Origin of the sequence: Streptomyces sp. HUAS 15-9 (assembly GCF_025642155.1) — a bacterium.
Lineage (GTDB): Bacteria > Actinomycetota > Actinomycetes > Streptomycetales > Streptomycetaceae > Streptomyces.
Genome location: NZ_CP106798.1, coordinates 7,488,558 through 7,515,189 on the forward strand (window position 1 = coordinate 7,488,558; position 26,632 = coordinate 7,515,189).

The 26,632-nt window shown below is 71.6% G+C and carries 22 protein-coding genes and 5 pseudogenes; 12 read left to right on the forward strand and 15 right to left on the reverse strand.

The features are described from left to right. Nucleotides 1-84 precede the first annotated feature (84 nt). Nucleotides 85-849: a creatininase family protein gene (locus N8I87_RS34125; protein WP_317633516.1), complete on the reverse strand. Its 765-nt coding sequence runs from the start codon at nt 847-849 to the stop codon at nt 85-87. Between the two features lie 38 nt (nt 850-887). Here N8I87_RS34125 and ribA point away from each other — a divergent pair, with 38 nt between their 5' ends. The 3 genes from ribA to N8I87_RS34140 are packed head-to-tail and all read left to right on the forward strand — an operon-like array spanning nt 888 to nt 3,694. Next, nucleotides 888-1,547, forward strand: a complete 660-nt coding sequence (ribA, locus tag N8I87_RS34130) for a GTP cyclohydrolase II (protein WP_263214603.1) — start codon at nt 888-890, stop codon at nt 1,545-1,547. A 33-nt stretch (nt 1,548-1,580) separates the two neighbouring features. After that, nucleotides 1,581-2,552 (forward strand): ornithine cyclodeaminase family protein, encoded by a 972-nt coding sequence (locus N8I87_RS34135; protein ID WP_263214604.1) that lies wholly within the window; start codon nt 1,581-1,583, stop codon nt 2,550-2,552. Further along, nucleotides 2,549-3,694, forward strand: coding sequence for an NAD(P)/FAD-dependent oxidoreductase (locus N8I87_RS34140; protein ID WP_263214606.1), 1,146 nt, complete (start codon nt 2,549-2,551; stop codon nt 3,692-3,694). The genes N8I87_RS34135 and N8I87_RS34140 overlap by 4 nt, the downstream gene beginning before the upstream one ends. 35 nt (nt 3,695-3,729) lie before the next feature. Here N8I87_RS34140 and N8I87_RS34145 read toward each other — a convergent pair whose 3' ends face one another. Beyond that, nucleotides 3,730-4,953, reverse strand: a complete 1,224-nt coding sequence (locus N8I87_RS34145) for a serine hydrolase domain-containing protein (RefSeq protein ID WP_263214607.1) — start codon at nt 4,951-4,953, stop codon at nt 3,730-3,732. 235 nt (nt 4,954-5,188) lie between these two features. Between N8I87_RS34145 and N8I87_RS34150 the strand changes: the two genes are divergently transcribed. Together N8I87_RS34150 and N8I87_RS34155 are read left to right on the forward strand one after the other, a co-directional pair. Further along, nucleotides 5,189-5,626, forward strand: a complete 438-nt coding sequence (locus N8I87_RS34150; RefSeq protein WP_263214608.1) for a PPOX class F420-dependent oxidoreductase — start codon at nt 5,189-5,191, stop codon at nt 5,624-5,626. A gap of 175 nt (nt 5,627-5,801) precedes the next feature. Then, complete coding sequence (locus tag N8I87_RS34155) at nt 5,802-6,419, forward strand: glycosyltransferase family protein (protein ID WP_263214609.1); 618 nt, start codon at nt 5,802-5,804, stop codon at nt 6,417-6,419. On the opposite strand, the gene N8I87_RS34160 is transcribed toward N8I87_RS34155, so the two are convergent. Next, nucleotides 6,389-7,054: a TetR/AcrR family transcriptional regulator gene (locus N8I87_RS34160; RefSeq protein WP_263214610.1), complete on the reverse strand. Its 666-nt coding sequence runs from the start codon at nt 7,052-7,054 to the stop codon at nt 6,389-6,391. The genes N8I87_RS34155 and N8I87_RS34160 overlap by 31 nt on opposite strands. Before the next feature lie 103 nt (nt 7,055-7,157). Here N8I87_RS34160 and N8I87_RS34165 point away from each other — a divergent pair. After that, a pseudogene (locus tag N8I87_RS34165) lies at nt 7,158-7,319 on the forward strand (shikimate dehydrogenase); the annotation flags it as partial. Nucleotides 7,320-7,489: 170 nt separating this feature from the next. Here N8I87_RS34165 and gnd read toward each other — a convergent pair. The 8 genes and pseudogenes from gnd to N8I87_RS34205 form a co-directional block, all read right to left on the reverse strand. Then, nucleotides 7,490-8,392, reverse strand: a pseudogene (gnd, locus tag N8I87_RS34170) (phosphogluconate dehydrogenase (NAD(+)-dependent, decarboxylating)); the annotation flags it as partial. Nucleotides 8,393-8,467: 75 nt separating this feature from the next. Beyond that, complete coding sequence (gene opcA, locus N8I87_RS34175) at nt 8,468-9,394, reverse strand: glucose-6-phosphate dehydrogenase assembly protein OpcA (protein ID WP_263214614.1); 927 nt, start codon at nt 9,392-9,394, stop codon at nt 8,468-8,470. After that, nucleotides 9,391-9,595: pseudogene (locus N8I87_RS34180) on the reverse strand (glucose-6-phosphate dehydrogenase); the annotation flags it as partial. The gene opcA and the pseudogene N8I87_RS34180, both read right to left, overlap by 4 nt. Nucleotides 9,596-9,706: 111 nt before the next feature. Continuing rightward, nucleotides 9,707-10,099, reverse strand: a complete 393-nt coding sequence (locus N8I87_RS34185; RefSeq protein ID WP_263214616.1) for a hypothetical protein — start codon at nt 10,097-10,099, stop codon at nt 9,707-9,709. Nucleotides 10,100-10,277: 178 nt separating this feature from the next. Further along, on the reverse strand, nt 10,278-10,538 hold the full coding sequence (locus tag N8I87_RS34190) for a MerR family transcriptional regulator (RefSeq protein ID WP_263214618.1): 261 nt from the start codon (nt 10,536-10,538) through the stop codon (nt 10,278-10,280). 45 nt (nt 10,539-10,583) lie between these two features. Continuing rightward, complete coding sequence (locus N8I87_RS34195) at nt 10,584-10,781, reverse strand: hypothetical protein (protein ID WP_263214620.1); 198 nt, start codon at nt 10,779-10,781, stop codon at nt 10,584-10,586. 75 nt (nt 10,782-10,856) lie between these two features. Continuing rightward, a complete protein-coding gene (locus N8I87_RS34200; RefSeq protein ID WP_263214622.1) occupies nt 10,857-12,251 on the reverse strand; it encodes a glycoside hydrolase family 16 protein in 1,395 nt (464 codons plus the stop codon). Between the two features lie 164 nt (nt 12,252-12,415). Beyond that, nucleotides 12,416-12,790 carry a hypothetical protein gene (locus N8I87_RS34205; protein ID WP_263214624.1) on the reverse strand — a complete coding sequence of 125 codons (375 nt, stop codon included), beginning with the start codon at nt 12,788-12,790 and terminating at the stop codon, nt 12,416-12,418. Between the two features lie 209 nt (nt 12,791-12,999). Here N8I87_RS34205 and N8I87_RS34210 point away from each other — a divergent pair, with 209 nt between their 5' ends. The 3 genes from N8I87_RS34210 to N8I87_RS34220 all read left to right on the forward strand — a co-directional run bounded on the left by N8I87_RS34210 (nt 13,000) and on the right by N8I87_RS34220 (nt 17,191). Beyond that, on the forward strand, nt 13,000-15,669 hold the full coding sequence (locus N8I87_RS34210) for an FAD/NAD(P)-binding protein (protein ID WP_263214626.1): 2,670 nt from the start codon (nt 13,000-13,002) through the stop codon (nt 15,667-15,669). Nucleotides 15,670-15,884: 215 nt separating this feature from the next. Beyond that, nucleotides 15,885-16,118: a hypothetical protein gene (locus tag N8I87_RS34215; RefSeq protein WP_263214627.1), complete on the forward strand. Its 234-nt coding sequence runs from the start codon at nt 15,885-15,887 to the stop codon at nt 16,116-16,118. Beyond that, on the forward strand, nt 16,112-17,191 hold the full coding sequence (locus tag N8I87_RS34220; RefSeq protein ID WP_263214629.1) for a lipase family protein: 1,080 nt from the start codon (nt 16,112-16,114) through the stop codon (nt 17,189-17,191). Before N8I87_RS34215 ends, N8I87_RS34220 begins: the two co-directional genes overlap by 7 nt. Nucleotides 17,192-17,291: 100 nt before the next feature. Here the strand turns inward: N8I87_RS34220 and N8I87_RS34225 are convergent, their stop codons facing one another. Beyond that, nucleotides 17,292-18,137, reverse strand: coding sequence for a hypothetical protein (locus N8I87_RS34225; protein ID WP_263214631.1), 846 nt, complete (start codon nt 18,135-18,137; stop codon nt 17,292-17,294). Then, nucleotides 18,137-18,364 (reverse strand): annotated as a pseudogene (locus tag N8I87_RS34230) (histidinol-phosphatase); the annotation flags it as partial. The gene N8I87_RS34225 and the pseudogene N8I87_RS34230, both read right to left, overlap by 1 nt. A 336-nt stretch (nt 18,365-18,700) precedes the next feature. Between N8I87_RS34230 and N8I87_RS34235 the strand changes: the two are divergent. The 3 genes and pseudogenes from N8I87_RS34235 to N8I87_RS34245 form a co-directional block, all read left to right on the forward strand. Continuing rightward, nucleotides 18,701-18,836, forward strand: a pseudogene (locus tag N8I87_RS34235) (ArsR family transcriptional regulator); the annotation flags it as partial. Continuing rightward, nucleotides 18,833-20,170, forward strand: a complete 1,338-nt coding sequence (locus N8I87_RS34240; protein ID WP_263214633.1) for a 6-phospho-beta-glucosidase — start codon at nt 18,833-18,835, stop codon at nt 20,168-20,170. The pseudogene N8I87_RS34235 and the gene N8I87_RS34240, both read left to right, overlap by 4 nt. 30 nt (nt 20,171-20,200) lie before the next feature. Further along, nucleotides 20,201-23,269 (forward strand): alpha-mannosidase, encoded by a 3,069-nt coding sequence (locus tag N8I87_RS34245; protein ID WP_263214634.1) that lies wholly within the window; start codon nt 20,201-20,203, stop codon nt 23,267-23,269. A gap of 321 nt (nt 23,270-23,590) precedes the next feature. On the opposite strand, the gene N8I87_RS34250 is transcribed toward N8I87_RS34245, so the two are convergent. Beyond that, nucleotides 23,591-25,270, reverse strand: coding sequence for a carbohydrate binding domain-containing protein (locus N8I87_RS34250; protein WP_263214636.1), 1,680 nt, complete (start codon nt 25,268-25,270; stop codon nt 23,591-23,593). Nucleotides 25,271-25,411: 141 nt separating this feature from the next. Next, nucleotides 25,412-26,575 (reverse strand): ATP-grasp domain-containing protein, encoded by a 1,164-nt coding sequence (locus N8I87_RS34255; RefSeq protein ID WP_263214638.1) that lies wholly within the window; start codon nt 26,573-26,575, stop codon nt 25,412-25,414. Nucleotides 26,576-26,632: the final 57 nt, after the last annotated feature.

Sequence of the window (26,632 nt, forward strand, 5' to 3'; positions counted from 1 at the left end):
CCTGGTCGTGCGCTGGTACACCGGGCTGCGCTCCCGGGCCGCCGATGCGGTTGTGGAACTCGACGCCCGGGCCGCCGACGCGGACTACCCCGGCCCGTCCGCGGACGTGAGCAACTCGACATACGCGCCGAAGGAATCGGCGAGGCTCGCCAGCAGTTCCTTCCCCTTTTCCGCCGACCCCAGGGAAGGACGCCCGATGACACCCGATTCGGTATAGCGGGACATTCCCGTGGTGAGCAGATGACGGCGGTCATCCGCGGTGAAATCGGCGGACTCGTAACCAGGGCGGACCAATTCGGGATGAGCGTGCAGCAGAATGGAGGTCTCGATTTCCCCCGCGTGCATGTCGGTGAGGAGCGAGGTCCGCACTCCGGCCCGCTCCACAGCCTCTTCCCAGTCCTCCGGGGCCGGGAACAGCGCCATCTTCTCCCCGCGCGCGGAGGACTCCTGAACGACGTTTCCCAGTACGTAGTTGCCGCCGTGGCCGTTGACCACGACGAGCGCGTCGACGCCCGACCGGCGCAGCGACGCGGCGATGTCCCGCACCACCGCATGAAGGGTCACGGACGAGATGCTGACGGTACCGGGCCAGGCCGCGTGCTCGTGCGAGCAGGCGATCGTCACGGGAGGAAGGAGGTGCACTGGGTACGCTGCGGCGATCTCCCGTGCGACGGCACAGGCGACCAGGGTGTCGGTCGCCAGGGGAAGGAAGGGGCCGTGCTGTTCGAAGCTCCCGACCGGAAGGACGGCGACCTGTGTTGAGACGCCGGCCGCCCGCGTCCGTACGTCTTGCGTGGTGTCCGCCGGAAACAGCCCGTATGCCGCCATAGGCGCGCCCGAACCACTCATCTTTTCACGGCCTTTCGTCTCTGCTTAGGAATCAGATCATGACAGAAAACATCGGCGTACTCGGCCAGAAGACCCCACGGCGTTCGGGCGTGGAACGCGTCGTGAATGCTCCGTTGCCCACCGTGTACGGGAAATTCCAGGCGATTGGCTACCTGGACCACGACCGCGGTGACGAGCAAGTGGCCCTGGTCTACGGCGACATCGGCACCGAAGAGGTTCTCACCCGGCTGCACTCGGAATGCCTGACCGGCGACGCGTTCGGCTCCCAGCACTGCGAATGCGGCGACCAGCTGGCCTCCGCGCTGCGCGCGGTCGTCGCCGAAGGCAGCGGCATCGTCGTCTACTTGAGGGGTCACGAGGGCCGGGGCATCGGTCTGCTGGCCAAGCTGCGCGCGATGGCCCTGCAGGCGGAGGGCCTGGACACGGTGGAGGCGAACCTCGCCCTGGGCCTGCCGGTCGACGCCCGTGACTACGGCGTCGCCGCCGGGATCCTGCGTGACCTGGGGGTCCGCTCCGTACGTCTGATGTCCAACAACCCGCGCAAGCGCGAGTCGCTGCTCCAGCACGGCATAGAGGTCGCCGAGACGGTCCCGCTGCTGATCGAGCCGTGCGAGAACAACATCACCTATCTGCGTACCAAGCGGGAGCGTCTGGACCACAACCTGCCTCATCTGGACGCGGTCGCCCACTGGTCCTGATTCGCCGGGCGACGGCCCGGACAGGATGTGGGGATGACCGACGACGTCCTCTTTCTCTCCGGCGAGCAGGTGGTGCGGCTGCTGGACCTCGACACCGCGATCGCCTCGCAGCGGGCGGCCTTCACCGCGCTCGGGACCGGCGACGCCGACCTGCCCGGGAAGATCATGGAGCCCAGCCGCTTCGACGACAGCGTGGTTTTCGCCTGCCTCGCCCGGCTCTCGGCGGACACCGGCCCGGTGGCGAAGTTCGGCAGCGTCAACCCGGGCAACGCGACCGTCGGGCTGCCCACCGTCCACGCGGTCGTCACCGCCCTGGACCCGGTGACCGGCCGGCTCGCCGCCGTCCTGGACGGCACCGCGCTGACCACCCTGCGCACGGCCGCGGGCAGCGCCGTGGCCGTGGACGCGCTGGCCCTCCCCGGCGGCGTGGAGCCGGCCGTCCTGGGCTCGGGCACCCAGGCCCTCGCCCATGTACGGGCGATCGCCCGGGTGCGGGAGGTGACGTCCGTACGGCTGTGGAGCCCGACCCCCGCGCACCGCGCCCGCGCCGCCCGGACCCTGGCGGCCGAGCTGGACGTCCCGGTGCGCGCGGTCGACAGCGCCGAGGAGGCCGTGACCGGGGCGTCGCTGGTGGCCGCCTGCACCCTCAGCACGACGCCCGTGGTGCGTGGTGAGTGGCTGGCGCCCGGGTGCACAGTGGTCAGTGTGGGCTCGTTCGAGCCGACCCGGCGCGAGGTCGACACCGAGGTCGTACGGCGGGCCGCCGCCGTCGTCGTGGACGATCCGGCGACGGCGGCCGAGCATGCCGGGCCCGTCGTGGACGCGCTGCGCGAGGGCCTGCTCGCGCCCGGGGACCTGGTCCCGCTGGGGGAGGTGCTCACCGGCCGGCGCGCCGCCCGCACCTCGCCCGACGACATCGTCTACTACAACAGCGTGGGGCTCGGCATCCAGGACGCCGCGGCGGCCTGGGCCGTGATCCGGGCGGCGAAGGAGGCACGCGCGTGAATCTCCAGGCCCGGGTCGTGATCATCGGCGGCGGGGTGATGGGCACCAGCATCGCCTACCACCTGGCGAGCGCGGGCGTACGCGATGTCGTACTGGTCGAACGGGACGAGCTCGCCGCCGGCTCCACGTCGAAGGCGGCGGGCGGGGTGCGGGCGCAGTTCTCCGACGAGCTCAACATCCAGCTCGGGGCGAGGAGCCTGGAGGCGTTCGGCCGGTTCGAGGAGGACACCGGGTACGACATCGGGCTGCACCGGGTCGGTTACCTCTTCCTGCTGTCGACGCCCGAGGAGGTGGCCTCCTTCGAACAGGGCGTCCGGCTGCAGAACGCGCTCGGTGTGCCCAGCCGCCTGATCACCCCGGGGGAGGCCCGTCGGCTGTCCCCGCTCATCACCACTGACGGCCTGCTCGCCGCCGCCTGGTCGCCGGACGACGGCCACTGCACCCCCGAGTCCGTCGTCCACGGCTACGCGGCCGCCGCCCGCGCCCACGGCGCCCGGATCCTGCGCCACACCGAGGTCACCGGCATCGAACTGCACGGCCCCGGCATCACCGCCGTGACCACCACCCTGGGCCGGATCGCCACCGACACCGTGATCTGCGCGGCCGGGGCGTGGTCGCGGGCCGTCGGCGCGATGGCCGGCGTCGACCTGCCGGTGGAGCCGCTGCGCCGGCAGATCGCCGTCACCGAACCGGTCCCGGGCCTGCCTCCCGCCCTCCCCATGACGATCGACTTCACCACCAGCCTCTACTTCCATGCCGAGGGCCCCGGCCTCCTGCTCGGCATGTCCGACCCCGACGAGAAGCCCGGCTTCGCCACCGACACCCACGACCGCTGGATCCCCCGCCTGTACGAGGCGATGGAGCGGCGCGCGCCCGCCCTGCTCGACCTGCGCCGCACCGGCGGCTGGGCGGGCCTGTACGAGAACACCCCCGACCACAACGCCCTGATCGGCGAGGCCACTTCGGTCTCGCGCTTCCTGTACGCGACGGGCTTCTCCGGCCATGGCTTCCTGCAGGGCCCGGCCGTCGGCGAGGTGATCCGCGACCTGTACCTCGGCCGCGAACCCTTCCTGGACGTAGGTCCGTTGAGCGCGACCCGCTTCGCGGCCGAGGCCCCGCGCCCGGAGTCCAACCTGGTGTGACGGAGCCGGTGCAGTGCCGCGAAGCCGGCCCGCCCTCAGCCGGCGACCGCCTCGTGCACCAGCCGCTTCAACTCCGGGAACACCTTCAGCGTCTTCGGCCGTACCTGGGTCATGAACTGCACCGTCAGGTCGCGACTCGGGTCGACCCAGAAGGTCGTGGTCGCCACGCCGCTCCAGCCGTACGCGCCCAGGCCCGTAGGGGCGAGGGTGCGGGACGGGTCGATCACGACGGAGACGTTGAACCCGAAGCCGACGCCCTCGTTGCCGGGCTCCTGGTGGGCGGGGGCGCCGAAGGAGCGCAGGTCGGCGCCGCCGGGCAGATGATTGCTGGTCATCAGGGCGAGCGTGCCGGGGGACAGCAGGCGGGTGCCGTCGAGTTCGCCGCCCCGGCGGAGCATCTCCATGAAGCGGTGGTAGTCGTGTGCCGTGGCCGCCATGCCGCCGCTGCCGGACAGGAAGCGCGGCCGGCCGCGCAGCGGGAGCCCGGGAATGGGGGCGATGCCGCCGTCGTCGGTCTCGCCGTACAACTCCGAGAGCCGCGGGGCCTGTTCGGGCGTGATGTGGAGCCCGGCGTCCGCCATGCCCAGTGGCCGGAAGATCCGCTCGGCGAAGAACTCGTCCAGCGGCTGCCCGGAGACCACCTCGATGACCCGGCCGAGCACATTGGAGGCGACCGAGTAGTTCCACTGCGTCCCCGGCTCGAACTGCAGCGGCAGGCTCGCGTACACGTCGACCGTCTCGGCGAGATCCGCGCCCGGCGGCACCGAGGACTCCAGGTGGGCGTCGCGGTAGAGGGCGTCGACGGGATGGGAGTAGTAGAAGCCGAACGTCAGGCCCGCGGTGTGGGTGAGCAGGTGCCGGATCAGGATCGGTCCGTCGGCGGGGCGAGTGCGCACCTCGGCCCCGGAACCGCTCACATACACCCGCGGCTCGGCGAACACGGGAAGGTGACGGCCGACCGGGTCGTCCAGCGACAGCCTGCCCTCCTCCACCAGCAGCAGCGCCGCGACCGCGGTGACCGGCTTGGTCATCGAGTAGATCCGCCACAGCGTGTCCGGCTCGACCGGCAACCCGGCCGCGATGTCCCGGTGGCCGTACGTGGTGAGGTGGGCGACACGGCCGCCGCGGGCCACGGACACCAGGTAGCCGGGCAGCCGTCCGTCGTCGACGTAGTGCGCGAAGTGCTGGTCGAGGCGGTCAAGGGCCTTCGCGTCCAGCCCGACCTCGCCCGGCTCGACTTCCTGTCGCAGCTGTGCCATCGCTCTCCTCCGGTCGCGTCGTCCGCGATGCGGTCCGGCACACCCTCCGGACGGCTTCTGACCTCATCAGATCTCATCGTCGCCCAGAAACCCTGAAAAGGGCCCGCTCATCAGGGTGTTGTGTGATCGACACGACGCGGTGACCGGGAAGCGCGCGGGCGGCTATTGCGCCGGCCGCGCGGCGGGAGACGTCCGCGCGGGAATGCGTGGCCCGCCCCGCCCCGTTGTTCCAGGTATGACTGAGGACGCGACGCAGGACGCACTGCTGAAGCTGCTCTCCGCCGGGCACGGTGGGGTGCTGGTCACGCTCAAGCGCGACGGGCGGCCCCAGCTGTCGAACGTGAGCCACGCGTACTACCCCGACGAGCGGATCATCCGCGTCTCGGTCACGGACGACCGTGCCAAGACGCGCAACCTGCGCCGGGATCCCCGTGCCTCGTACCACGTCACCAGCGGTGACCGGTGGGCGTACACGGTTGCCGAGGGCACGGCCGAGCTCATGCCCGTCGCGCAGGACCCGTACGACGAGACGGTGGAGGAACTCGTCCGGCTCTACCGCGACATCGTGGGCGAACACCCCGACTGGGACGACTACCGGGCCGCCATGGTCCGCGACCGGCGGCTCGTCCTGCGGCTGCGCGTCGAGCGGGCGTACGGCGCGCCGAAGCGCTAGCCGAGCGGCGCCGCGAAGGGCTCGGGGTGTCGTGTCTCCCCGACCCAGCCCTCCAGCAGGTCCGCGAACGCGGCCGCCCGGTGTCGCCAGTCCAGTTCCGACAGGGCCGCCTCACGGCCCAGCCGGGCGGTGCGCAGACGCAGCCCGGTGTCGTCGGCGAGACGCCGTACCGCCCGTGCGGCGGAGGGCGGTCCGCGTACGGCACCACGAGACCGCAGCCGTGCCGCTCCACCAGGTCCACGGCCAGCGGTGTCGGCGTGGTGACGACCGGGACGCCGTGGGCCATGTACTCGACGACCTTGGTGGGGCGAGAGCGGCGGAGCCGCCGTGGGAGTACTGGTGGATCTGGAACAAACCCGAGGAGCGCGCGCACTACGACGCCGTCCTGCGCCGTATGCAGACCTCGCCGCTGCTCGAAGGGGCCGTCGTCTTCGACGAGTTCGGCGCGGACGTCCCCGGCCGGCTGCGGCGGATCGGGCACGTCCTGTCGACCAGCGACGACGAGAGCTTCCGCCTCGCCCCGGCCGAGGGCATGGCCTCCGGGGCCGTACCCGCACTGCTGCCCCGGCCGGGCGCCGACGAGATCTACGACCCCCGCTGGATCCACGACCACCCCGAGGCCATGACGAAGGCCGTCGCCGCCCTCGCCGACCCCGGGGCCTGGCGTTCCGCCGCCGACGTGGCCCGCGCCCAGGCCCGGGAGTCCTTCGCACTGGACCGGGTGGCGGCGACCTGGACGGAGCTGCTGATCGGCGACGGCCCTCAGTCCGCCGCCCGCTCCGCCGTGAGGTAGGCGATCACCATGTCGCCGAGCATCGTCCGGTAGTGCTCGCGCCGGGCGGGGTCGACCAGGTCCCGGCCGAACAGGGCGCCGAAGGTGTGCCGGCTGGAGACCCGGAAGAAGCAGAACGAGCAGATCATCGCGTGCACGTCAACGGCGTCTACATCGGCCGCGAACAAGCCCGACTCCTGCCCCGAGGCCAGGACGCGGCCGATCACGTCGAGCGCGGGCGAGCCGGTCCTCCCCAGCTTCTGGGAGGCGGCGATGTGCTCGGCCCCGTGGATGTTCTCGATGCCGACCAGCCGGATGAAGTCCGGGTGCCGCTCATGGTGGTCGAAGGTGAGCTCGGCCAGCCGCCGGATGGCCGCGACCGGGTCCAGGTGCTCCACGTCGAGCGCCTGCTCGGCCTCGCGGATCACGCCGTACGCCCGCTCCAGGACGGCCGTGAACAGCTGCGCCTTGCCGCCGAAGCAGTAGTAGATCATCCGCTTGGTGGTACGGGTGCGGGCGGCGATCTCGTCGACCCGGGCCCCGTCGTAGCCGGCCCGGGCGAACTCCTGCGTCGCCACGTCGAGGATCTCGGCCCGGGTACGAGCGGCGTCACGGACACGCCCGCGCTGTCGTGCCGGTTCGTGGACGCTGGTCATCGGGTTCCTTCGGGCGGGGGCGCGGGGCGCTGGGTGCGGTCGGTGCCGGTGATTGTAGAAGCAGGGCCCGCCGGGTCTTCCCCGGGTGGACTTCGACTGCGCCACCGGGTTCGCCGCGACCTTCGCGCGCGGTCTGCCCGACGTCCCGCTGGAGCGGGCGGTGCGATTGGACGCCGGTGGCGCCGGTGCGCCCGTCGACGTGCTGCCGGCTCGCGCTGCCGAGCGCGCCGACCCCTTGATCCGGCACTTCGGGGACGACCGCGCCCCTGGCCGGCGTGGCCCTCTTCCGGAGAGCACGGTGCCCCCGGACGTACCGGTGCGCCTGGTGGCGCAGTGGTACATCCGGGGCAGGGACGGCCCGGTCGGGGTTCGTCGGGCTCTCCAGTTCCGCTCCGCGATCAGCGGACTCCCGTGCCCGGTCGGTACGCCCGGTGGTCACTCCTTCGTCGACTCGACCGCGTGCCCGCCGAACTGGTTGCGCAGGGCGGCGATCATCTTCATCTGCGGGGAGTCGTCCTGCCGGGAGGCGAACCGTGCGAAGAGGGACGCGGTGATCGCGGGCAGCGGCACCGCGTGGTCCACGGCCGCCTCGACGGTCCAGCGGCCCTCGCCGGAGTCCTGTGCGAAGCCCTTCAGGCTCTCCAGGTGCTCGTCGTCCTCCAGGGCGTTGACCGCGAGGTCGAGCAGCCAGGAGCGGATGACCGTGCCGTCCTGCCAGGAGCGGAACACCTCGCGGACGTTGTCCACCGAGGCGACCTTCTCCAGGAGCTCCCAGCCCTCGGCGTAGGCCTGCATCATGGCGTACTCGATGCCGTTGTGGACCATCTTGGAGAAGTGCCCGGCGCCGACCTTGCCGGCGTGGACATAGCCGTACGGCCCTTCCGGCTTGAGCGCCTCGAAGACCGGCTGGAGCCGCTCGACGTCCTTCTTGGCGCCGCCGACCATCAGGGCGTAGCCGTTCTGCAGGCCCCAGACTCCGCCGGAGACACCCGCGTCGACGAAGCCGATGCCCTTGGCTCCGAGTTCCGCGGCGTGCTTCTCGTCGTCCGTCCAGCGGGAGTTGCCGCCGTCGACGACGATGTCGCCGGCCTCCAGCAGCTCCCCGAGTTCGTCGATGACGGACTGGGTGGCGGTGCCGGCCGGGACCATCACCCAGATGGTGCGCGGGGCGTCGAGCCGCGCGACGAGTTCGGCCACGTCCGCGACGTCGGAGAGCTGGGGGTTGCGGTCGTAGCCGAGGACGGTGTGGCCGGCGCGACGGATCCGCTCGCGCATGTTGCCGCCCATCTTGCCGAGACCGATGAGTCCGAGCTGCATGGTCAGTTCACTTCTTCCTGAGCGTTCCGAACGTTGCGGGTGTTCCGGGGTTTCCGGGTGCTCTTGAGCGTAGGGCGACTGGGGGTGCCGGACATGTCAGGAGTGTTCCTCGGTGTCCTGGCCGCGCAGGGCGATGGCGTACATCTCGTCGGCGTCGAGGCGGCGCAGCTCCTCGGCGATGAGTTCGGAGGTGGCCCGGACCTTCAGGGCGAGCGAGCGCGGCGGCTGGCCCGGCAGGGTCAGCGTGGCCAGGGGGCCCTCGGGCCGGTCGATGACGATCTCGCCGCCCGCGGTGCCGAGGCGTACGGCGGTGACGACCGGTCCGGCGGTGACCACGCGGTCGACCTTGACCTTCAGCCGTACCTCCAGCCAGCGGGCGAGCAGTTCGGCGGCCGGGTTGTCGGCCTCGCTCTCCACGGCGGCCGAGATCACCGGCACCCGGGCCTGGTCCAGGGCCGCCGCCAGCATCGAGCGCCACGGGGTCAACCGGGTCCAGGCGAGGTCGGTGTCGCCGGGCGTGTAGGCGCGGGCACGGGCGTCGAGGGCCTCCAGCGGGTGCTCGACGGCGTACAGATCGGTGATCCGGCGCTGCGCGAGGGCGCCGAGCGGGTCCTTGGCGGGCACCTCGGGTGCGTCCGCCGGCCACCACACGACGACCGGGGCGTCCGGCAGCAGAAGCGGCAGCACCACGGAGTCGGCGTGGTCGGAGACCTCGCCGAAGGTCCGCAGGACCACCGTCTCGCCGGTGCCCGCCTCGGAGCCGACCCGGACCTCGGCGTCCAGCCGCGACCGGGTGCGCTCCCGCGGGGTGCGGGACTGCCGCCTGATGACGACCAGGGTGCGCGAGGGGTGCTCGTGCGAGGCCTCCTCGGCCGCCTTGATCGAGTCGTAGGCGTTCTCCTCGTCCGTGACGATGACCATCGTCAGAACCATGCCCACGGCCGGGGTCCCGATGGCGTGGCGGCCCCGTACCAGCGCCTTGTTGATCTTGCTTGCCGTGGTGTCGGTCAGGTCGATCTTCATGGCCTGCGCCAGCTCCGTCCGTCTCGTGCGAGCATCTCGTCGGCTTCCTCGGGTCCCCAGCTGCCGGGCCGAGGATCTTCCAGGACTCTTCCACTTCCTGGTGACGGGGGAACCGATTGGCGTCGCCGAGCATTACGTCCAGGATGCTCGCTCGTACGCCTCCGGGCTGGACTCCGTGAACGACTCGCCGTAGGCGAAGTCTCGTACGGCACATGATCGACTTCGCCGTGTACGAGGCGACGGCCGGCGATCTGCTGTGGATCCGCCAGGCGGAGCTGCGGTAGCGGTCCGAACCGGGGAAGCCCCCGGTCGCTAGTACCCCATCGGGCGGTAGTACCCCAGCACCGCCGCCAGCTGCGCGAACCACTGCCCCAGCACCTCGCGCGGCTTCGCCGCCACCACGCACTCGTAGACCCTGCCGTCGAGGTGGACGACGGCCATCATCAGTGCCTTGCCCGAGGGACTCGGCTTGTAGTGGACGCTGCGGATCTCCGGCCAGGGGAACTCGGCGATGACGTCATGGTCCTCGAAGGTGACGCCGTCCTCGTCGACCACGATCGAGCTGTGGCGGTCGACGGCCAGGAACTCAGGTCCCGTCGACGCCTGGCCGGGCGGCACCGGCGGCTGCGGCGACGGGGCGTACTGCGGCGGCGGAGGGCCGAAACCCTGAGGCTGCTGCCCGCCGTGCGGCGGCTGATTCGTCATGGGTCCCCCGGTCCCCCGTACTTCGTCGTCTCGCAGGGAAAATTTACCCGTCGCCGCCGAAGGACTCCCCGGGGCCCCGCTCGCCCAGCCACGGTATCCGGCGGACGAGCGTGTCCCGCATTCTGGTCAGCGCCTCGATCCGCTCCTCGAGTTCGGCCACCCGCCGGGCGCCCACCTCCTAGTTGTGGGCACACGACCGCGAGTACGCGAACACGTCGGGCAGATCACTGTCGAGGTAGCGGACGAAGGTCTTGACGTTCTCCACCGTGAACCCGGAGGCCAGCAGGTCACGGACGTTGCGGACCCTGGTCTCGGCCCCGGGTCCGTACACGCGGTACCCGGCCGCGGTCCGCTCGGACTCCAGCAGGCCCTGCTCCTCGTAGTAGCGCAGGGCACGGGTGGTGGTTCCCGTCCGCGCGGCCAGGTCCCCGATCAGCATCACAGCCACCTCACTCGTAGCGCCTCGTGGGTACCGGTGCCGGGGTCAACTCCGCAGCCGTACCACGGTCTTCCCGGTGAACGCCCCGCCGACCAGGTCGAGCAGCGCCCGCGGGGCGCTCGCCAGCCCGTCGATCACCGTCTCGTCGTACACGATCTCGAAGTCGTCGGGTGTGGGCAGTCCGTGGGGGCGGGCGGCGAGGCGGACCTGCAGTCCGCGGCGGTTGCTCTGCGACGAGTGCATGGTGGCGACGCTAGAGGTTGGCCCATACGTGAAGGTCAAGCCGCCCAGCGTCGCCGGATGCGGTAACCCTCCTTGTCAATGACCGAAGTCGAACCAGTTCACGTTCACGAAGTCGGCCGGCTGTCCGCTGGTGAAGGTGAGGTACACGTCATGGGTGCCGGTGACCGAGGTGATGTTGGCCGGGACCGTCCGCCAGGACTGCCAGCCGCCCGTGTCGGCCAGTGCGAAACTGCCGACGGGCGCGTTCGTACGGCTGTCGAGGCGGACCTCGACCAGTCCGCTCACCCCGGAGCCCGCGCCGCTCGCCACCCGGGCGAAGAACTGCGTGGCCGGTGCGGAGCCGAAGTTCACGCCCTTGTACTGCGCCCAGTCGCCGTTCGCGAGCCAGCCGATGTCCTGCCCGCCGCCGGTGTCCGTGGTCGTCTCGGTGCCCACGCCGGACTGGCTGTCGTACGACTCGGCCTGGATCGCGCTGTATGCGTCCCGGTTGCCGGAGGGCGGGGGAGTGGTGCCGCCCCCGCCCCCGCTGCCGGACTGGAGGACCTGGACGTAGTCGACGACCATCGGGTGCCCGGACTCGGTGTCGCGGTCCAGGCCGCCGCCGAGCGCGTCCGGGAAGGCGCCGCCCATCGCCACGTTCAGGATGACGAAGAAGCCGTGATTGGTGGCGTTGGCCCAGGTCGTCGCGTCGACCTGGTTCGCCGTCACCGTGTGGTAGTTGACGCCGTCGACGTAGAAGCGGATCGCCTCGGGGCTCACCGAGCGGTCCCACTCCATCTTGTAGGTGTGGAAGCCGGACTGGCAGGTGGTGTTCGGGCAGGCGATGTTGTTGCCGATGCCGGAGGTCTCGTTGCAGGGGCCGCCGGGGTTGGTGCCGCAGTGCATCGTGGCCCAGACCTTGTTCAGGCCCTGGACGTTCTCCATGACGTCCAGCTCGCCGACGCCCGGCCAGTTCTGGTAGTTGCCGCGGTAGGGGGCGCCCAGCATCCAGAAGGCGGGCCAGTAGCCCTCGGCCGCGGTGCCGGTGACGTTCGGCATCTGGAGGCGGGCCTCGACCCGCAGCTTGCCGCCGGCCGGGGGCTGGAAGTCGGTGCGGGTGGTCTCGATGCGGCCCGACGTCCAGTGGCCGGACGCGTTACGCACCGGGGTGATGCGGAGGTTGCCGTTGCCGTCCAGCGAGACGTTGCTCGTGCTGGACGTCATCGTCTCGACCTCGCCGGTGCCCCAGTTGGCGGGGCCGCCGGGATACGAGGTCCCGGTGTCGTACTGCCAGTTGGAGGTGTTGACGCCGGAGCCCGCGGAACCGTTGAAGTCGTCCAGGAAGACCTGGGACCAGCCGGACGGGGGTGTGGGGGCGGAGGCGCTGGCGGGCAGGGTGGCGACCGTGGCGGCAGCGGCGGCCAGACCGATCGTCGCGAGCACGGCGACGAGGGCCCGCCGCCGTCTGGGCATGCCGGAGGTTTCACTCATGGGGGTGCCTCTCGGGTACGGGGAGGGGAAGCGCGGGTGACCTTGAGAGCCGACCTTCAGGGCCGACCTTGAGGGCAGGGCGCTGAGAGCGCTCTCAAAGTGCGCCCAATGTGCTCTCCGCTCCTCCGGTCGTCAAGAGTTGAAACAAAGAAAGTGCTTGTTTCTCAGTGGAGTTCACCCGGTGAAGCCGCCACGGACCTACAGCGCGCTGCCCGCCTTCCAGTCCGCCCAAGACAGGTTCCGGTGCCGGTGACGGTGACCGAGGCCAGGGTGCCGTCCGTGACGGTCACCTCGACGGGGCTGTCGAATTCGGCCTTTCTGGTGCCGGAGGCGGGCGTGATGGTGATCGTCGCCTTCTTGGTCGTGACGGCCCGCGCCGACCCCGTGGCGTCCTTGCCGTCCGCGGCCGGCGAGGCGTCAGCGGACGCACCGCAGCCCGCGAGGGCCGCGGCCGGTACCGCCCCGAACGCGGCGAGAATCCCGCGCCGGGTCCACCGCGACTGCCGTCCCGACCGATCGGAAATGTGCGAGACGCCCACGACGCGCCTTCCTGAGTTGTCCGTCCGTGCCTGGGCATCCTGCGTCACTTGTATGTACTGACTCTTTGAATCCGGGGGGTGCTTGCTGAGATTCCGGTGAGGACACGCGGCCCGGGACGGCCGGAATGCGCGGTTGCCGGGGCCCCTGCATGTATCGGAAGAATTCGGAACAACAAGAAGCAGTCGGCCCACCCCCGCCGGAGGTATCCGTGACCCAAGTCCGCAAGCGGCACACCGTGGCCATCGTCGGAGCCGGCGCGGCGGGCGCCCTGACCGCCGTCCAGCTCTGCGAGACGGCGACCCGCCGCCGGACTCCCCTGGACGTCGTCCTCGTCGACCCGGCACCGGAGGCGGGTCGCGGCACCGCCTACGCCACGCCCGACCCCCGGCACCGGCTCAACGTCCCCGCGGGCAACATGAGCGCCTACCCCGACGAACCGGGACACTTCACCCGCTGGCTGTGCCGGCACGGCGAACCGTCGGTCACCGCCGCCGACTTCGCCACCCGCTACCGCTACGGCGCCTATCTCGCCGACACCCTCGGCCAGGCCGTCGTCCGCGCCCACGGCACGGTCACCGTGCGCAGGCGGCGCACCCGCGCGGAGAGCTGTACCGGCACCCCCGACGGCCGGGTGGAGCTCCGCCTCGCCGACGGGGAACGGCTGACCGCGGATGCCGCCGTCCTCGCCACCGGCCCCGTCGGCGCGACCGCGGCCTGGGCCCCGCCCGCCCTGCGCGAGGCGCCCCGCTTCGTCGGCGCACCCTGGACGCCCGGCGCCCTGGACGGCGCGCGCGAGGGCACCGACGACGTGCTGCTCGTCGGCACCGGCCTGACCGCCGTCGACCTGGCCCTCACCCTCGACCGCCCCGGCCGCACCGTGCACGCCCTGTCCCGCAGCGGACTGCTGCCCCAGCCGCACGCGCTGCGCCCGGCCGGGGTGATGACCGCACCCGACGACCTCGACGACACCTCCCTGGGCCGGCTGCGCCGGGCGGTCTACCGCCACCTCAGCCGCTCGGTCCGCACCCACGGCGACTGGCGCCCCGGCCTGGACAGCCTCCGCCCGCACACCGTACGGCTGTGGCGCAGCCTCACCCCCGAGGAGCGGGAGGAGTTCCTGGCCCGCGAGGGCGCCCTGTGGAACACCCACCGCCACCGCATGGCTCCCGCCACCGCCGAACACGTCTCACGGGCCCGCACCGCCCGCCGCCTCCACGTCCACACCGGTACGGTCGTCCGCGCCGCCGCCGACGAGGACGGCACCCTCGCCGTCGAGCTCTCGGGCGGGCGGACGGTGTGCGTCGGCTGGGTCGTCGACTGCACCGGGCCGGGGCGCCGGCTCGACGACCCGCTGTGGGCCTCGCTGTTCGCCTCCGGCGCGGCCGTGCACGGTCCGCTGGGCATGGGCGTGGCCACCCGTGACGGGCGCCTCCTGGACGCCCGCGGCCGTACCGGGCTCCCGCTGTTCACCCTCGGCTTCCCGCGCCGCGGCGAGCTGTGGGAGACCACCGCCATCCCCGAAATCCGCGGCCAGGCGGCCGAGTTGGCCCAGCAGTTGCTGGCGCCGCTCACCCCGAAGCACCGCGCGAGCCGCCGTCCCGTCGACGGGCACGGACTCGCCCTGACCACCCATGCCGAGGCGGCCGCCGCCTACCGCACCGGACTCGACCGGGTCCTCAGGGTGCGGTCCGGCGCCGAGGACGCCTTCGCCCGCTCGGTCGCGCTCGATCCCGGCTTCGCCCTCGGCCATGCCGCCCTCGCCCTGCTGGGCCACGAGTGTTCGGCCGCCGTCGATGTGCCGCGTGCCCTCGCCGACGCGCAGCGCTGCGCCCGCGAGCGGGCCGACGAGCGCGAGCGCTCCTTCGTGGACGTGATCACCCGCCGGGTCATCGGCGACGACGGGGACGAGGCCCTCGTACGCCATCTACGGGAGCACCCCGGTGACGCGCTCGCGCTCGCGGCGGCGGTGCCCACCATCGCCTTCTCCGGCGTCAGCGACCTCCAGGACGACGAGGCGCTGGGTCTGCTCGAACTGACGTCGCCGGCGTACGACGGGCACTGGTTCCACACCTCGCTGCTCGCCTTCCTGCGCCAGGGGCAGGGCCGGCTGCACGAGGCGGGCGAACTCGCCCACCGGGCCCTGGCCGTCGAACCGGCCTCCGGGCACGCCGTGCACGCCCTGGCGCATGTGCACTACGAGTCGGGCGCGCACGAAGCGGGCCGCGACTGGCTGGACCGCTGGGTGTCGGGGCGGGGCCGGGGCGCGGTCCACCGGGCGCACTTCTCCTGGCACATCGCCCTGCACGAACTGGCCCTCGACGACCCGGCCGCGGTCCGCAGGCGCTGGTTCGCCCAACTCGCGCCCGGCCGGGTGACCGGAATGCGCGCCCTGGTCGACTCGGGGTCGCTGCTCTGGCGGGCGCGGCTCAGCGACAGCTGGCAGGGCGAACTGCCCACAGGGGACGTGCTGGAATCGGTCGGCCGCGACGTGCTGGAGCGCCCCGCGACCGCGTTCACCGCCCTGCACGCCGCGGTCGCCCTGACCGCCGCCGGGGACCTGCCCGCCCTGCGCAGGCTGCGCGACCACGCGGCGGGGGCCGACCCCGTGCAGCGGGAAGTTGTCGCGCCGCTGTGCGAGGCGTTCGCCGCGCTCGTCGAGGAACGCTTCAAGGAGGCGGCCCGCGGTCTCGACGCGCTGCTGCCCGTGCTGCGCCGGGTCGGCGGCAGCGCGGCCCAGCGCGAGGTCGTCGAGGAGACGCTGCTGTACGCGCTGGTGGCCGACGGCCGTTGTGAGGCGGCCCGCCGACTGCTGGACGCCCGCCTCGACCGCAAACCGGCGCCCCGCGACCGCCGGTTGCTCGCCGAACTGCCCGGCTGACCGACCAGCCGTATACCACCGGGCCCCGCATCCGAGCACGCGTCGGATGCGGGGCCGCCGCGTTCTGCCTGTCCCGAGGCTAGTCATCGGCGCACAGCCCTGCCCGCGCCGGTTCATCGTCCTTTAACTATCAGCGCTTACCTACGGTTCCGTAACCTCACGGCCTGCTCTGCTTCACGTACCTCTCCACCCCACGGAAGGAACGCTCTGAAGTGATGTCACACAGGTCGAGGAAGCCGCTGAGGAAGCCGCTGCCGAGGAGAGCCGCACTGCTCGCCGCCGCGGGTCTGCTCGGCGGACTGCTGGCGGTGCCGGCGGTGGCCGCGGCGGCCGGGACGCCGGCGGCGTGCTCCGCCGCGGACGCCGACATCTACCGCCCCCGGACCGCGCGACGGCCGCCCCGGGCGCCGTCGTCGCCTGCCGCCACGTCGATTCGCTCCCCATGGTGATCGGCGGTCCGCCGCTGGACGCCTGGAAGGTCCAGTACGGCTCCACCGACGGGCGCGGCAAGCCGGTCTCCGTCGCCGGCACCGTCGTCGTACCGAAGAAGCCGTGGACCGGCCCGGGTGAACGGCCGCTCGTCGCGTTCGTGCCCGGCACCCTGGGCATCGGACCGCAGTGCGCGTTCTCCAAGCAACTGGCGGGCCAGTACCAGGACGCCTACGAGGGCCCCAACATGGCGGCGCTGCTCAACGCCGGTTACGCCGTCGCTGCGACCGACGGCCAGGGATACATGGACGGCCAGGTCCACCCGTACGCCTCCGGGGCCGAGGCCGGTCACGCCGCCCTCGACATGGCCCGCGCGGCCTCCCGGGTGCCCGGCAGCGGGGTGAGCCCCGACGCCCAAGTCGGGATCTGGGGCTACTCGGAGGGCGGTTCGGGCAGCCTGTGGGCGGCCCAGCTCGCCCGCTCGTACGCGCCCGAGCTGAAGGTCGTCGGCGCCGCCTCCGGCGGGACCCCCGCCGACCTCAAGCAGGTCGCGGGCAACCTCGACGGGCAGTTCTTCGCCGGGTTCCTGATCGACGCGTTCATCGGCCTGTCCATCACCCACCCGGACATGCCGTTCGACGAGTTCCTCAACGACAGCGGCCACAAGGCCGTCAAGGACGCCGAGTCGCTGTGCGCGCTCGGCACCGTCAGCCGCTTCGCGGGCGCCCGCATCGAGCAGTACACCAAGGACGGGCTGACCCTCGACCAGCTGTACGCCCTGCCCGCCCCCGACGGCGCCACCTGGGGCGATGCCGTCGAGGCCAACAAGCTCGGCGTCGGCATCGGCACACCCGGCTCGGGCGCCCGCTACGAGATCGGGTTCCCGCTGCTCCAGTACCGCGGCCTGCTCGACGAGGTGATCCCCGCCGGCATGGCCACCAGCACGCGCCGCGCCTACTGCTCCGCCGGGATCAACACCCAGTGGACGCCGTACGTCGGCGATCACCTCACCGGCGACCCGCAGTCGGTCGGCGACGTGGTCGGGTGGCTCGGCGACCGGTTCGAAGGCAAGACGACAAAGGGCAACTGCTGATCCCCTAGCGGTGGTCCGGCATCCTGCGAACGTCCCCGTGCCGCAGCCCCACGGCACGGGGACCCTCGCTTCCGGGACCGCGCCCGAACCCCGGTCCCGGCTACCCCTGCCGGTACGAGTACACCGTCGCCGCCGCCGCGCACACGCCCGGCGGGATCACCTCCGCGCGCAGGGTGCCGGTCTTCGTGTCGTAGTCGACGCCCTCCGCCTCGAAGGTGCCCGAGCAGATGCTGGTCTGCGGGAGGGCGAACAGGCTCTTCACCGAGCCGGTGACCGGCCGGCCGTCCAGCCGGTGCGGGAGGTCGACCTGGAGCAGCGGCCGTATCTCGGGAAACAGCGTCCCCGAGGCGTCGTCCGAGGCGCACAGCAGGCGGGTTTCGGTGACGAAGTCGCAGCCCTGGATGTCGCGCACCGGCTTGTCCAGAGTGATCTGCCCCGCCTCCGGCAGGTCGCCGCCCTTGGCCGGGGTGGACGGGTTGAGCAGGGGAGCGGGGAAGACCTGCAGCCTGCTCTGGTCGCCCCACTCGCCCGACACCAGCCACTGCGCGTCGGGCGAGACGGTGGCGAAGGAGTTGTTGACCTTCTCGCCCGGGTTCAGCCGGTGCGTGTACTCGTAGCGCTGTCCGGACGGCGTGGTGACCGCGTACATCTTGGACGTGGCCGTGTCCGCGCCCTGGTAGGCGTCGAAGACATGGCCGCGCGCGATGTCCGGGTCACCCACGTGGTTCCAGCCCTTGAACCGCAGGTCCAGCGGGATGTCCAGCAGCCCGCGGTACAGCAGTGAGCCGTCCGCGCGGCTCGCGAGCCCCTGCCCGCCGCCGAGGGTGTCCGTGTACGACGTTCCGGTCTGTTCCCAGTGCGGTTCCCCGGAGGCGGCGAAGGCGTTCGGGGAACCGAGGGCCACAGCAGCGGCCAATGCGGTGAGGGCGACCAGCTGACGCTTCATCAACGACCTTCCACGTCTACGAAGATGGGGTTGGAATAGAACCACGTATCGGCCCACGGGTCACCGTCGCCGGGCTCGTGGGAGACCGGTCCGTGCGGGTCCACGGACGCGCCCGGGTACCCCGCGCCGTTCCGCTTGCCGTCGCTGCCGCGCAGCCGGACGTAGAAGGACTCGTCCCCGGCGGTCAGCGGGATGCGCAGGGTGTGCGTCCCCTTGCGGCCGGACACCACGCGCTGAAGAATTCCGTGGCCCCAGAACTCCCGGATGAACCCGCCCTGAAGACCCCAGGTGGCCTCGATGGCGGCCCGATGGTCAGCCTTCCCCTCGTGCGGGTGAATGGGGCCAGTTCCCGTGTTCGGCGGGTGCCGGCGGCTGGGGCGGGCGGCACGGGACCATACCCTTGAAGCAGCAGTCGAAAGGAAAGACCAAGGTCGTCCGAGCCACCGGCCGGACCGTATCCCTGCCGAGAGCGTGCGGGACCGCGAGCCCACCCAGGACAGCGGGCACGTCCACGCAGGGCGGCAGGACCCGACCGCGCCCGGGTGGCCGGCTCGCGCTGTTGCGGTACGGGGATGGCGAAGGCCTGGTCCCGAGGACCTGGACGTGGTGGTGACGAACGTGCCGGTCGACCCGGTGACGCGCTCCTTCCTGGAGGAGGCGGGCGTCGAGGTGGTCCTGGCGGGAAAGGTGCAGCCGTGAAGCTGACGATTCTGGGCGGCGGCGGATTCCGTGTGCCGCTCGTGTACGGGGCGCTGCTGACCGACCGCGGCGAGGGTCGGGTGACGGAGGTCGTCCTGCACGATCTGGACGACGGCCGGCTGCGCGCGATCGCCCGGGTACTGGCCGAACAGGCGTCGAATGTCGCCGACGCGCCCCCGGTGACGGCCACCACCGACCTCGACGAGGCCCTGCGCGGTGCCGACTTCGTCTTCTCCGCGATCCGCGTCGGCGGTCTGGAGGGCCGCGCCCAGGACGAGCGGGTCGCGCTCGCGGAGGGAGTGCTCGGCCAGGAGACGGTCGGCGCGGGAGGCATCGCCTACGGTCTGCGGACGGTCCCCGTCGCCGTCGACATCGCCCGGCGGGTGGCCCGTCTCGCCCCCGACGCCTGGGTCATCAACTTCACCAACCCGGCCGGCCTGGTCACCGAGGCCATGTCCCGCCATCTCGGCGACCGTGTCATCGGCATCTGCGACTCGCCCGTCGGTCTCGGCCGCCGTATCGCCCGGGTGCTCGGCGCGAGCCCCGAGGAGGCGTGGATCGACTACGTCGGTCTCAACCACCTCGGCTGGGTGCGCGGCCTGCACATCGCCGGGCGCGACGAACTCCCGCGCCTGCTCGCCGACCCCGACCTGCTCGGCTCCTTCGAGGAGGGCAAACTCTTCGGCACCGACTGGCTGCGGTCCCTGGGCGCGATCCCCAACGAGTACCTGCACTACTACTACTTCAACCGCGAGACCGTCCGCGCCTACCAGCAGGCCGACAAGACCCGCGGCGCCTTCCTGCGTGACCAGCAGGCTCACTTCTACGAGGAGATGCGCGACCCGGACGCGCCGGCCCTCGCCGCCTGGGACCGCACCCGCGCCGAGCGCGAGGCCACCTACATGTCCGAGAACCGGGAGACGGCCGGCGCCGGAGAGCGTGACGCCGACGATCTGTCGGGCGGCTACGAGAAGGTCGCGCTCGCCCTGATGCGGGCCATCGCCCGCGACGAACGCACCACCCTGATCCTGAACGTGCGCAACGTGAACACCCTCTCCGTGCTCGACCGTGACGCCGTCATCGAGGTCCCCTGCCTGGTCGGCGCCAACGGTGCGCACCCGGTCGCGGTCGACCCGCTGCCCGGCCACGCCACGGGCCTGGTGTGCGCGGTCAAGGCGGTCGAGCGCGAGGTGCTCGCAGCCGCCGAGTCCGGCTCCCGTACGAGGGCCGTGAAGGCCTTCGCGCTCCATCCGCTGGTCGACTCCGTGAACGTGGCCCGCAGGCTCGTCGAGGGCTACACCGCCGTCCATCCCGGCCTGGCCTATCTTGGGTAAGCGCTTTCCCTTCGCTTCCTGGAGACCTCCATGCACGACGAACGCCGCCGGATCGAGGAGCGCGTAGAGCGCCTCCACGACCAGCGCATCAAGCCCGCGACATATGCGGCCACCGTCCCCCTCGCGGTGGAGGCCTGGCAGGCGCCCGGGGAGCCCGTGCCCTTCGAGGAGGCCGCGGCCGCCCCGTACGAGCCCTTCGCGATGGACACCCCATGGGGACCGCCGTGGGGGACGACCTGGTTCCGGATGCGCGGACGGGTGCCCGCCGCCTACGCGGGCCGACGCGTCGAGGCCGTGATAGACCTCGGCTTCACGGGCGACTGGCCCGGCAACCAGGCCGAGGCCCTCGTCCATCTCACCGACGGCACCCCGCTGAAGGCCGTCAACCCGCTCAACCAGTACGTGCCGATCGCCAACCCGGCGGCGGGCGGCGAGTCGGTCGACTATCTGGTCGAGGCCGCCTCCAACCCCGACATCCTCGCGGGCGGCTTCGCGGCCCCGACCCCGCTGGGCGATGTGCTGACGGCGGGCGACCGCCCCCTGTACACCTTCCGCCGCGCCGACATCGCCGTCCTCGACGAGGACGTCTGGCACCTCGACCTCGACATCCAGGTACTGCGCGAGCTGATGCTGGAACTCGGCGAGCACGACCCGCGCCGGCACGAGATCATGTACGCCCTCGACCGGGCGATGGACCTGCTGGACCTGGACGACATCTCCGGCTCGGCACCCGCCGTGCGCGAGGCACTGAAGCCGGCTCTGTCCAAGCCCGCGAACGCCAGCGCGCACCGCATCTCCGCAGTCGGTCACGCCCATATCGACTCGGCCTGGCTGTGGCCGATCCGCGAGACCAAGCGCAAGACGTCCCGCACCTTCTCCAACGTCACTGCCCTGGCCGACGAGTACGAGGAGTTCGTCTTCGCCTGCTCACAGGCCCAGCAGTACGCATGGGTGCGCGACAACTACCCGCACGTCTGGGCCCGTATCCAGGAGTCCGTGAAGAAGGGCCAGTGGGCGCCGGTCGGCGGCATGTGGGTGGAGGCCGACGGCAACCTGCCCGGCGGCGAGGCCCTCGCCCGCCAGCTGGTCCACGGCAAGCGCTTCTTCATGGAGCACTTCGGCATCGAGACCAAGGGCGTCTGGCTGCCCGACTCCTTCGGCTACACCGCCGCCTACCCGCAGCTCGCCAAGCTTGCCGGCAACGACTGGTTCCTCACCCAGAAGATCTCCTGGAACCAGACCAACAAGTTCCCCCACCACACCTTCTGGTGGGAGGGCATCGACGGCACCCGCATCTTCACCCACTTCCCGTCGATCGACACCTACAACGCCCGCTTCAGCGGTGCCGAGATGGCCCGCGCCGTGCGCAACTACAGCGAGAAGGGCGGCGCGACCCGCTCGCTGGCGCCCTTCGGCTGGGGCGACGGCGGTGGCGGCCCCACCCGCGAGATCATGGAACGGGCGCGCCGCCTCAAGGACTTGGAGGGCTCCGCCAGGGTCGAGGTCGAACACCCCGACGCGTTCTTCGCGAAGGCGCGCGCCGAGTATCCGGACGCCCCGGTGTGGGCCGGCGAGCTGTACCTGGAGCTGCACCGCGCCACCTACACCACCCAGGCCCGCACCAAGCAGGGCAACCGCCGCTCGGAACACCTGCTGCGAGAGGCGGAGTTGTGGGCGACGACGGCAGCGCTGCACGCGCCGGGCCATGCCTACCCGTACGAGCGGCTCGACCGCCTCTGGAAGACGGTGCTGCTCCACCAGTTCCACGACATCCTGCCCGGATCCTCCATCGCCTGGGTGCACCGGGAGGCGGAGGCCGAGTACGCCCGGGTGGCGGGGGAGCTGGAGGAGCTCACCGCCGAGGCCGTGGCCGCGCTCGGCAGCGCTGGCGGTGGCGGGCCGCGGGTCTTCAACACCAGCCCGTACGGCCGCGCCGAGGTCATCCGTACGACGGACGGGACGCCGGCGTATGTAGAGGTGCCCGCGAGCGGCAGCGCGCCCCTCGGCAACGCCGAACCCCCGCGGCCGGTCACGGTGTCGGGGCGGGTCCTCGACAACGGACTGGTCCGCGTGGCGGTGGCGCAGGACGGCACGCTGTCGTCCGTCGTCGACCTGCGGGCCGACCGTGAGGTCCTCGCGGACCAGGGCAATCTGCTGCGCCTGCACACGGACCTGCCCAACTACTGGGACGCCTGGGACATCGACAAGCACTACAAGAACCGGTACACGGACCTCCTGGACGCCGAGTCGGTCACGGTGGTCGATCAGGGCCCGCTCGTCGGCGCGATCCGTGTGGAGCGCTCTTTCGGCAAGGGTTCGAGGATCACCCAGACGATCACTGTCCGGGCAGGCAGCCTCCGGATCGACTTCGAGACAGAGATCGACTGGCACGAGGCCGAGAAGATCCTCAAGGCGGGCTTCCCGGTGGACATCCGGGCCGCGCACTCCTCCGCGGAGATCCAGTTCGGCCATGTCCAGCGCCCCACCCACACCAACACCAGCTGGGAGGCGGCCCGCTTCGAGGTGTCCGGCCACCGCTGGGTGCACCTCGGCGAACCCGGTTACGGTGTCGCGGTCATCAACGACTCGACCTACGGCCACGACGTCTCCCGCACGGTCCGCGAGGACGGAGGCACGACCACCACGGTCCGGCTCAGCCTGGTCCGTGCCCCGCGTGTCCCCGACCCCGAGGCCGACCAGGGCCGGCACCGCTTCGTCTACTCCCTGCTGCCCGGCGCGCGCATCGAGGACGCGGTCGCCGAGGGCTACGCCCTCAACCTGCCGCTGCGCGTGGCGGACGTGGCGGGCGAGCCGGAGCCGGTGGTCTCGGTGGACGGCGCGGGCGTGACGGTCGAGGCGGTCAAGCTCGCCGACGACCGGTCGGGCGACGTCGTCGTACGGCTCTACGAGTCCCGCGGCGGCCGGGCCAAGGGCGTCCTGCGCACCGGCTTCCCGCTCGCCGGCGCCCAGGTCACCGACCTGCTGGAGCGCCCCCTGGAGAACAGAGACCTCGACACCGACGCCGACGGTGCGATCCCGGTCGCGCTGCGGCCCTTCCAGATCCTGACCCTGCGTCTGCGGCGCGCCGAGGTGAGCTGACCGGTGGCGATACAACCCTGAGCCGGCCGGTGAAGTCATTCGGGCCGGCCGGTCGCTCCCCGTGACAGCGGCCGACCGGCCCGATCCCCCGTGGTCCCCCGTGGTCCCCCGTGGTCCCCCGTGGTCCCCCGTTCTCCCCCCTGGCTCCCTCGCGACTGTTCCCCCGTACTTTCCCGTGCTTCCCCCGTTGTGTTTCACCGTTAAGAGCCGCCGGGCCGGCCCCTGATACACCCCGGCACGAAAAAAATTCTCGGGAAATGTCCGCAGGGAAAGGAGAGTCCCCCCGGCCCAGGAACCGGGGGGACGTCAGGGGCGGTGCGTTCAGCCGGTGAAGCCGGCCGTGATCGAGGTGAACTGCCAGTTGTTCTGGCTGATCCCTGAGCAGTTGCTCACCACGCCGCCGCCCGCGCAGGGCCGGTCGCGGTTGACGGACCAGAAGGCGAGCCGGGCGATGTGGTGGGAGTTGGCCCAGTCGCGGATCTGGGTCCAGATCGCCGGGGTGGTGGTCTCCTGCTGGTCGGACAGGCCGTTCATACCGGAGATGCCGATGTGGGAGTACGCGGTGGCGTCGTCCCAGCCGAAGGCCGACTTGAGCTTTGCCTTCAGGCCCTCGGCGGCATTGACGGTGTTGCCGTACATGTCGGAGCCGCCGCCGAAGTCGAACGGCATGATGGTGAAGACGTCGATGTTGGCGCCGAGCGACTGTGCCTGCTCGATGAGGCGGTTGCCGTAGTAGGTCGGGCCGGTCGTCGAGGTGCCGAAGGTGACGATGGTCTTCAGGCCGGGGTTGTTGGCCTTGACCGTCTTGAGGGCGGTGAGGATCCTCGCCTGGACGGCCTCGTTCTCGAATTCGTCCGAGTTCTCGATGTCCATGTCGACGGCCTTGAGGCCGTAGGCATCGATGACCTTCTGGATCGCCCCGGCGAGCGCGCTCGCGGAGGAGCAGTTGGCGCCGAGCTTGCTGCCCTGCCAGCCGCCGAACGACGGGACGATGTCACCGCCCGCGGAGCGGATCTGGTTGATGGCGGTCTGGTCGACGCCACCGGTCAGCGCCCTGCTGCCGTCCCAGGCGGGGTTGCAGCCGCCGGAGTCCAGCACGAACGCCATCGTGAACCACTTGACGCCCGTCGCGCTCATCACCGTGGTCGGGCTCGGCGGGTCGCCCCAGCCCTCGTACAGATACGGCGCGGCCTGCTTGAAGCCGGTGCCGCCGCCCGCGTCCGTGGTCACGGAGACGGAGTTGGAGGCCCCGGACCTGTTGTCGGCCGCGTCCCGCGCCCTGACGGCGAAGGTGTACGACGTGCTCGGCGAGAGCCCGCTGACCGTGGCCGTCGTACCGGACACGCTGAGCACCTGGTTGGAGCCGGCGTAGATGTCGTAGGCCGTGACACCGACGTTGTCCGTCGAGGCGTTCCACTTCAGCGACACGCTGGACGAGGTCTTGCCCGTCGAGGTGAGACCCGTGGGCGCGGTCGGCGCCTGGGTATCGCCGCCTCCGCCGCCACCCGGGCCGTCCAGGCTGATGTCGTCGGCGTAGTACGTGCCCTGCGCGTACCAGCCGTGGACGTAGATGGTGGCGCTGGTCTGGGAGGCGCCGGTGGTGAAGGACACCGACAACTGGCTGTACGCGGACGGGGAGGTCGTCCAGGTCGAGGCGCCGCCGTTCACCCCGAGGTAGACATAGGAGCCGCGTACCCAGCCGCTGAGTTTGTAGGTGGTGTTCGGCTGGACCGCGACGGTCTGGGTGCACTGTGCGTTGTCGCTCGAACTCGCCGCCCCCGCAAGGGCCTTGGAGCCGCTGTGCACGGGGGAGGAGACGACCGAGCCGAGATTGCCGGTGCAGGTCCAGGGGGAGAGGCCGCCCGACTCGAAGCCGGGGTTGGTGAGGACGTTGGCCGCGTGGGCCGTACCGGGCAGGGCGATGGCTCCGGCGAGCGCGAGGGCCGCGGAGCCGACCAGGGCGAGCAGACGACGTCTGGAACGTCGGAGTGTGTTGCGCACGCGATCTCCCTGATGGAATGGGGGTGTTCGGGAGTGCACGGATGTGCGGAAGGGGTGCGCAACCAAGTTGGTATGGACCAATCACGGTGTCAAGGGGCTGCGCCATGATTGGTCCAGACCGGTGTGAATCGAGGGTGAGGTCTAGGCGGGTGCGATGGCCGAGGCGGGGGCGGGGGCGGTGGTCCCGGCTTCGGGCGTGAGTTCCGCGGTGGGCCCGGTGGCGGGCGCGGGCATCGCCGACAGCAGCGGCTCGGTCTCCGCCGAACGCTGCTGCGGCAGCGACACCGGTCGCAGCGGGCGCGGTCCGGAGACCACCGTGTAGTCCTGGCCCAGGAACGGCGGCTCGATCTCGCCCGGGTCCTCGCCGAGCGCCAACTGTACGGCCGTCCAGGGGGCGTTGACTCCGCACAGCGACAGCTGGTGCAGGCCGCCCGCCGGACGCGTGTTGACGTCGAGCAGCACCGGCCGGTCGCCGTACATCCGGAACTGGATGTTGGACAGGTAGTGCAGCCCGAAACCTCCCGCGATCAGCCGTGCCGGCTCGAGCCACCGCTCGTCGAGCGTGAAGCCGCGGCGGCGGCCGTTCTTGGTGCGGCCCACGGCCAGCCGGATCCGGTTGTCGGGACCGGTGAGGCAGTCGACAGACACCTCCGGCTGCCCCAGACGCGGCATCACCAGCCAGTCCACGGGGTGGTCGGCCTTCTCCAGCGCCTCGACGACCAGGTCCAGCTGGACGTAGGGGCCCGGGAAGCCGTTGAGGTGCAGCAGTGAGAACGGGGTGCGCGTGATGACGCGGAAGCCCACGCCGCCCGCGCCGGCGGCCGGCTTGAAGCAGGCCTTGTGACCGTCCGCCTCCAGCTGTTCGACGGCGGTGACGAGCTCTTCGGCCGTCCGCACCCGCCACCACGGCGGCACCGGCACGCCGACCGAGCGCACCGCCTCGTACGCCGTCGCCTTGTCCTCGAACACGGCCACCGCCTCCGGCGTCGGCGCGAGCAGGGCCGTACCGACCGCCTCGAACTCGGCCCGGTGTGCCACGATCGCCCCCTGGTGCAGCCGGGGCACGAACACGTCGATGCCGCGCCGTGCGCACTGGTCCAGGGCATACTCGACGTACGCGGCCGGGGACAGGCCCTCCGGCTCCAGGTCGGCGGTGTCGGCGGCGGCCAGCACGGGGGAGTCGGCGTCGCCGTGCGTGGCGTGGATCTCGACCGCGCGGTCGCTGGGATTTCTCCTCAGCTGATCCATGAAGAACACGTTCTCCGCGTACGTGCGGTTGAGCCAGACGCGTACGCGAGAGATCATGCAGGCCGCCTTTCGGGGATTTCGGGCAGGGCGGAGCGGCCCGTGCCCGGGCAGGGG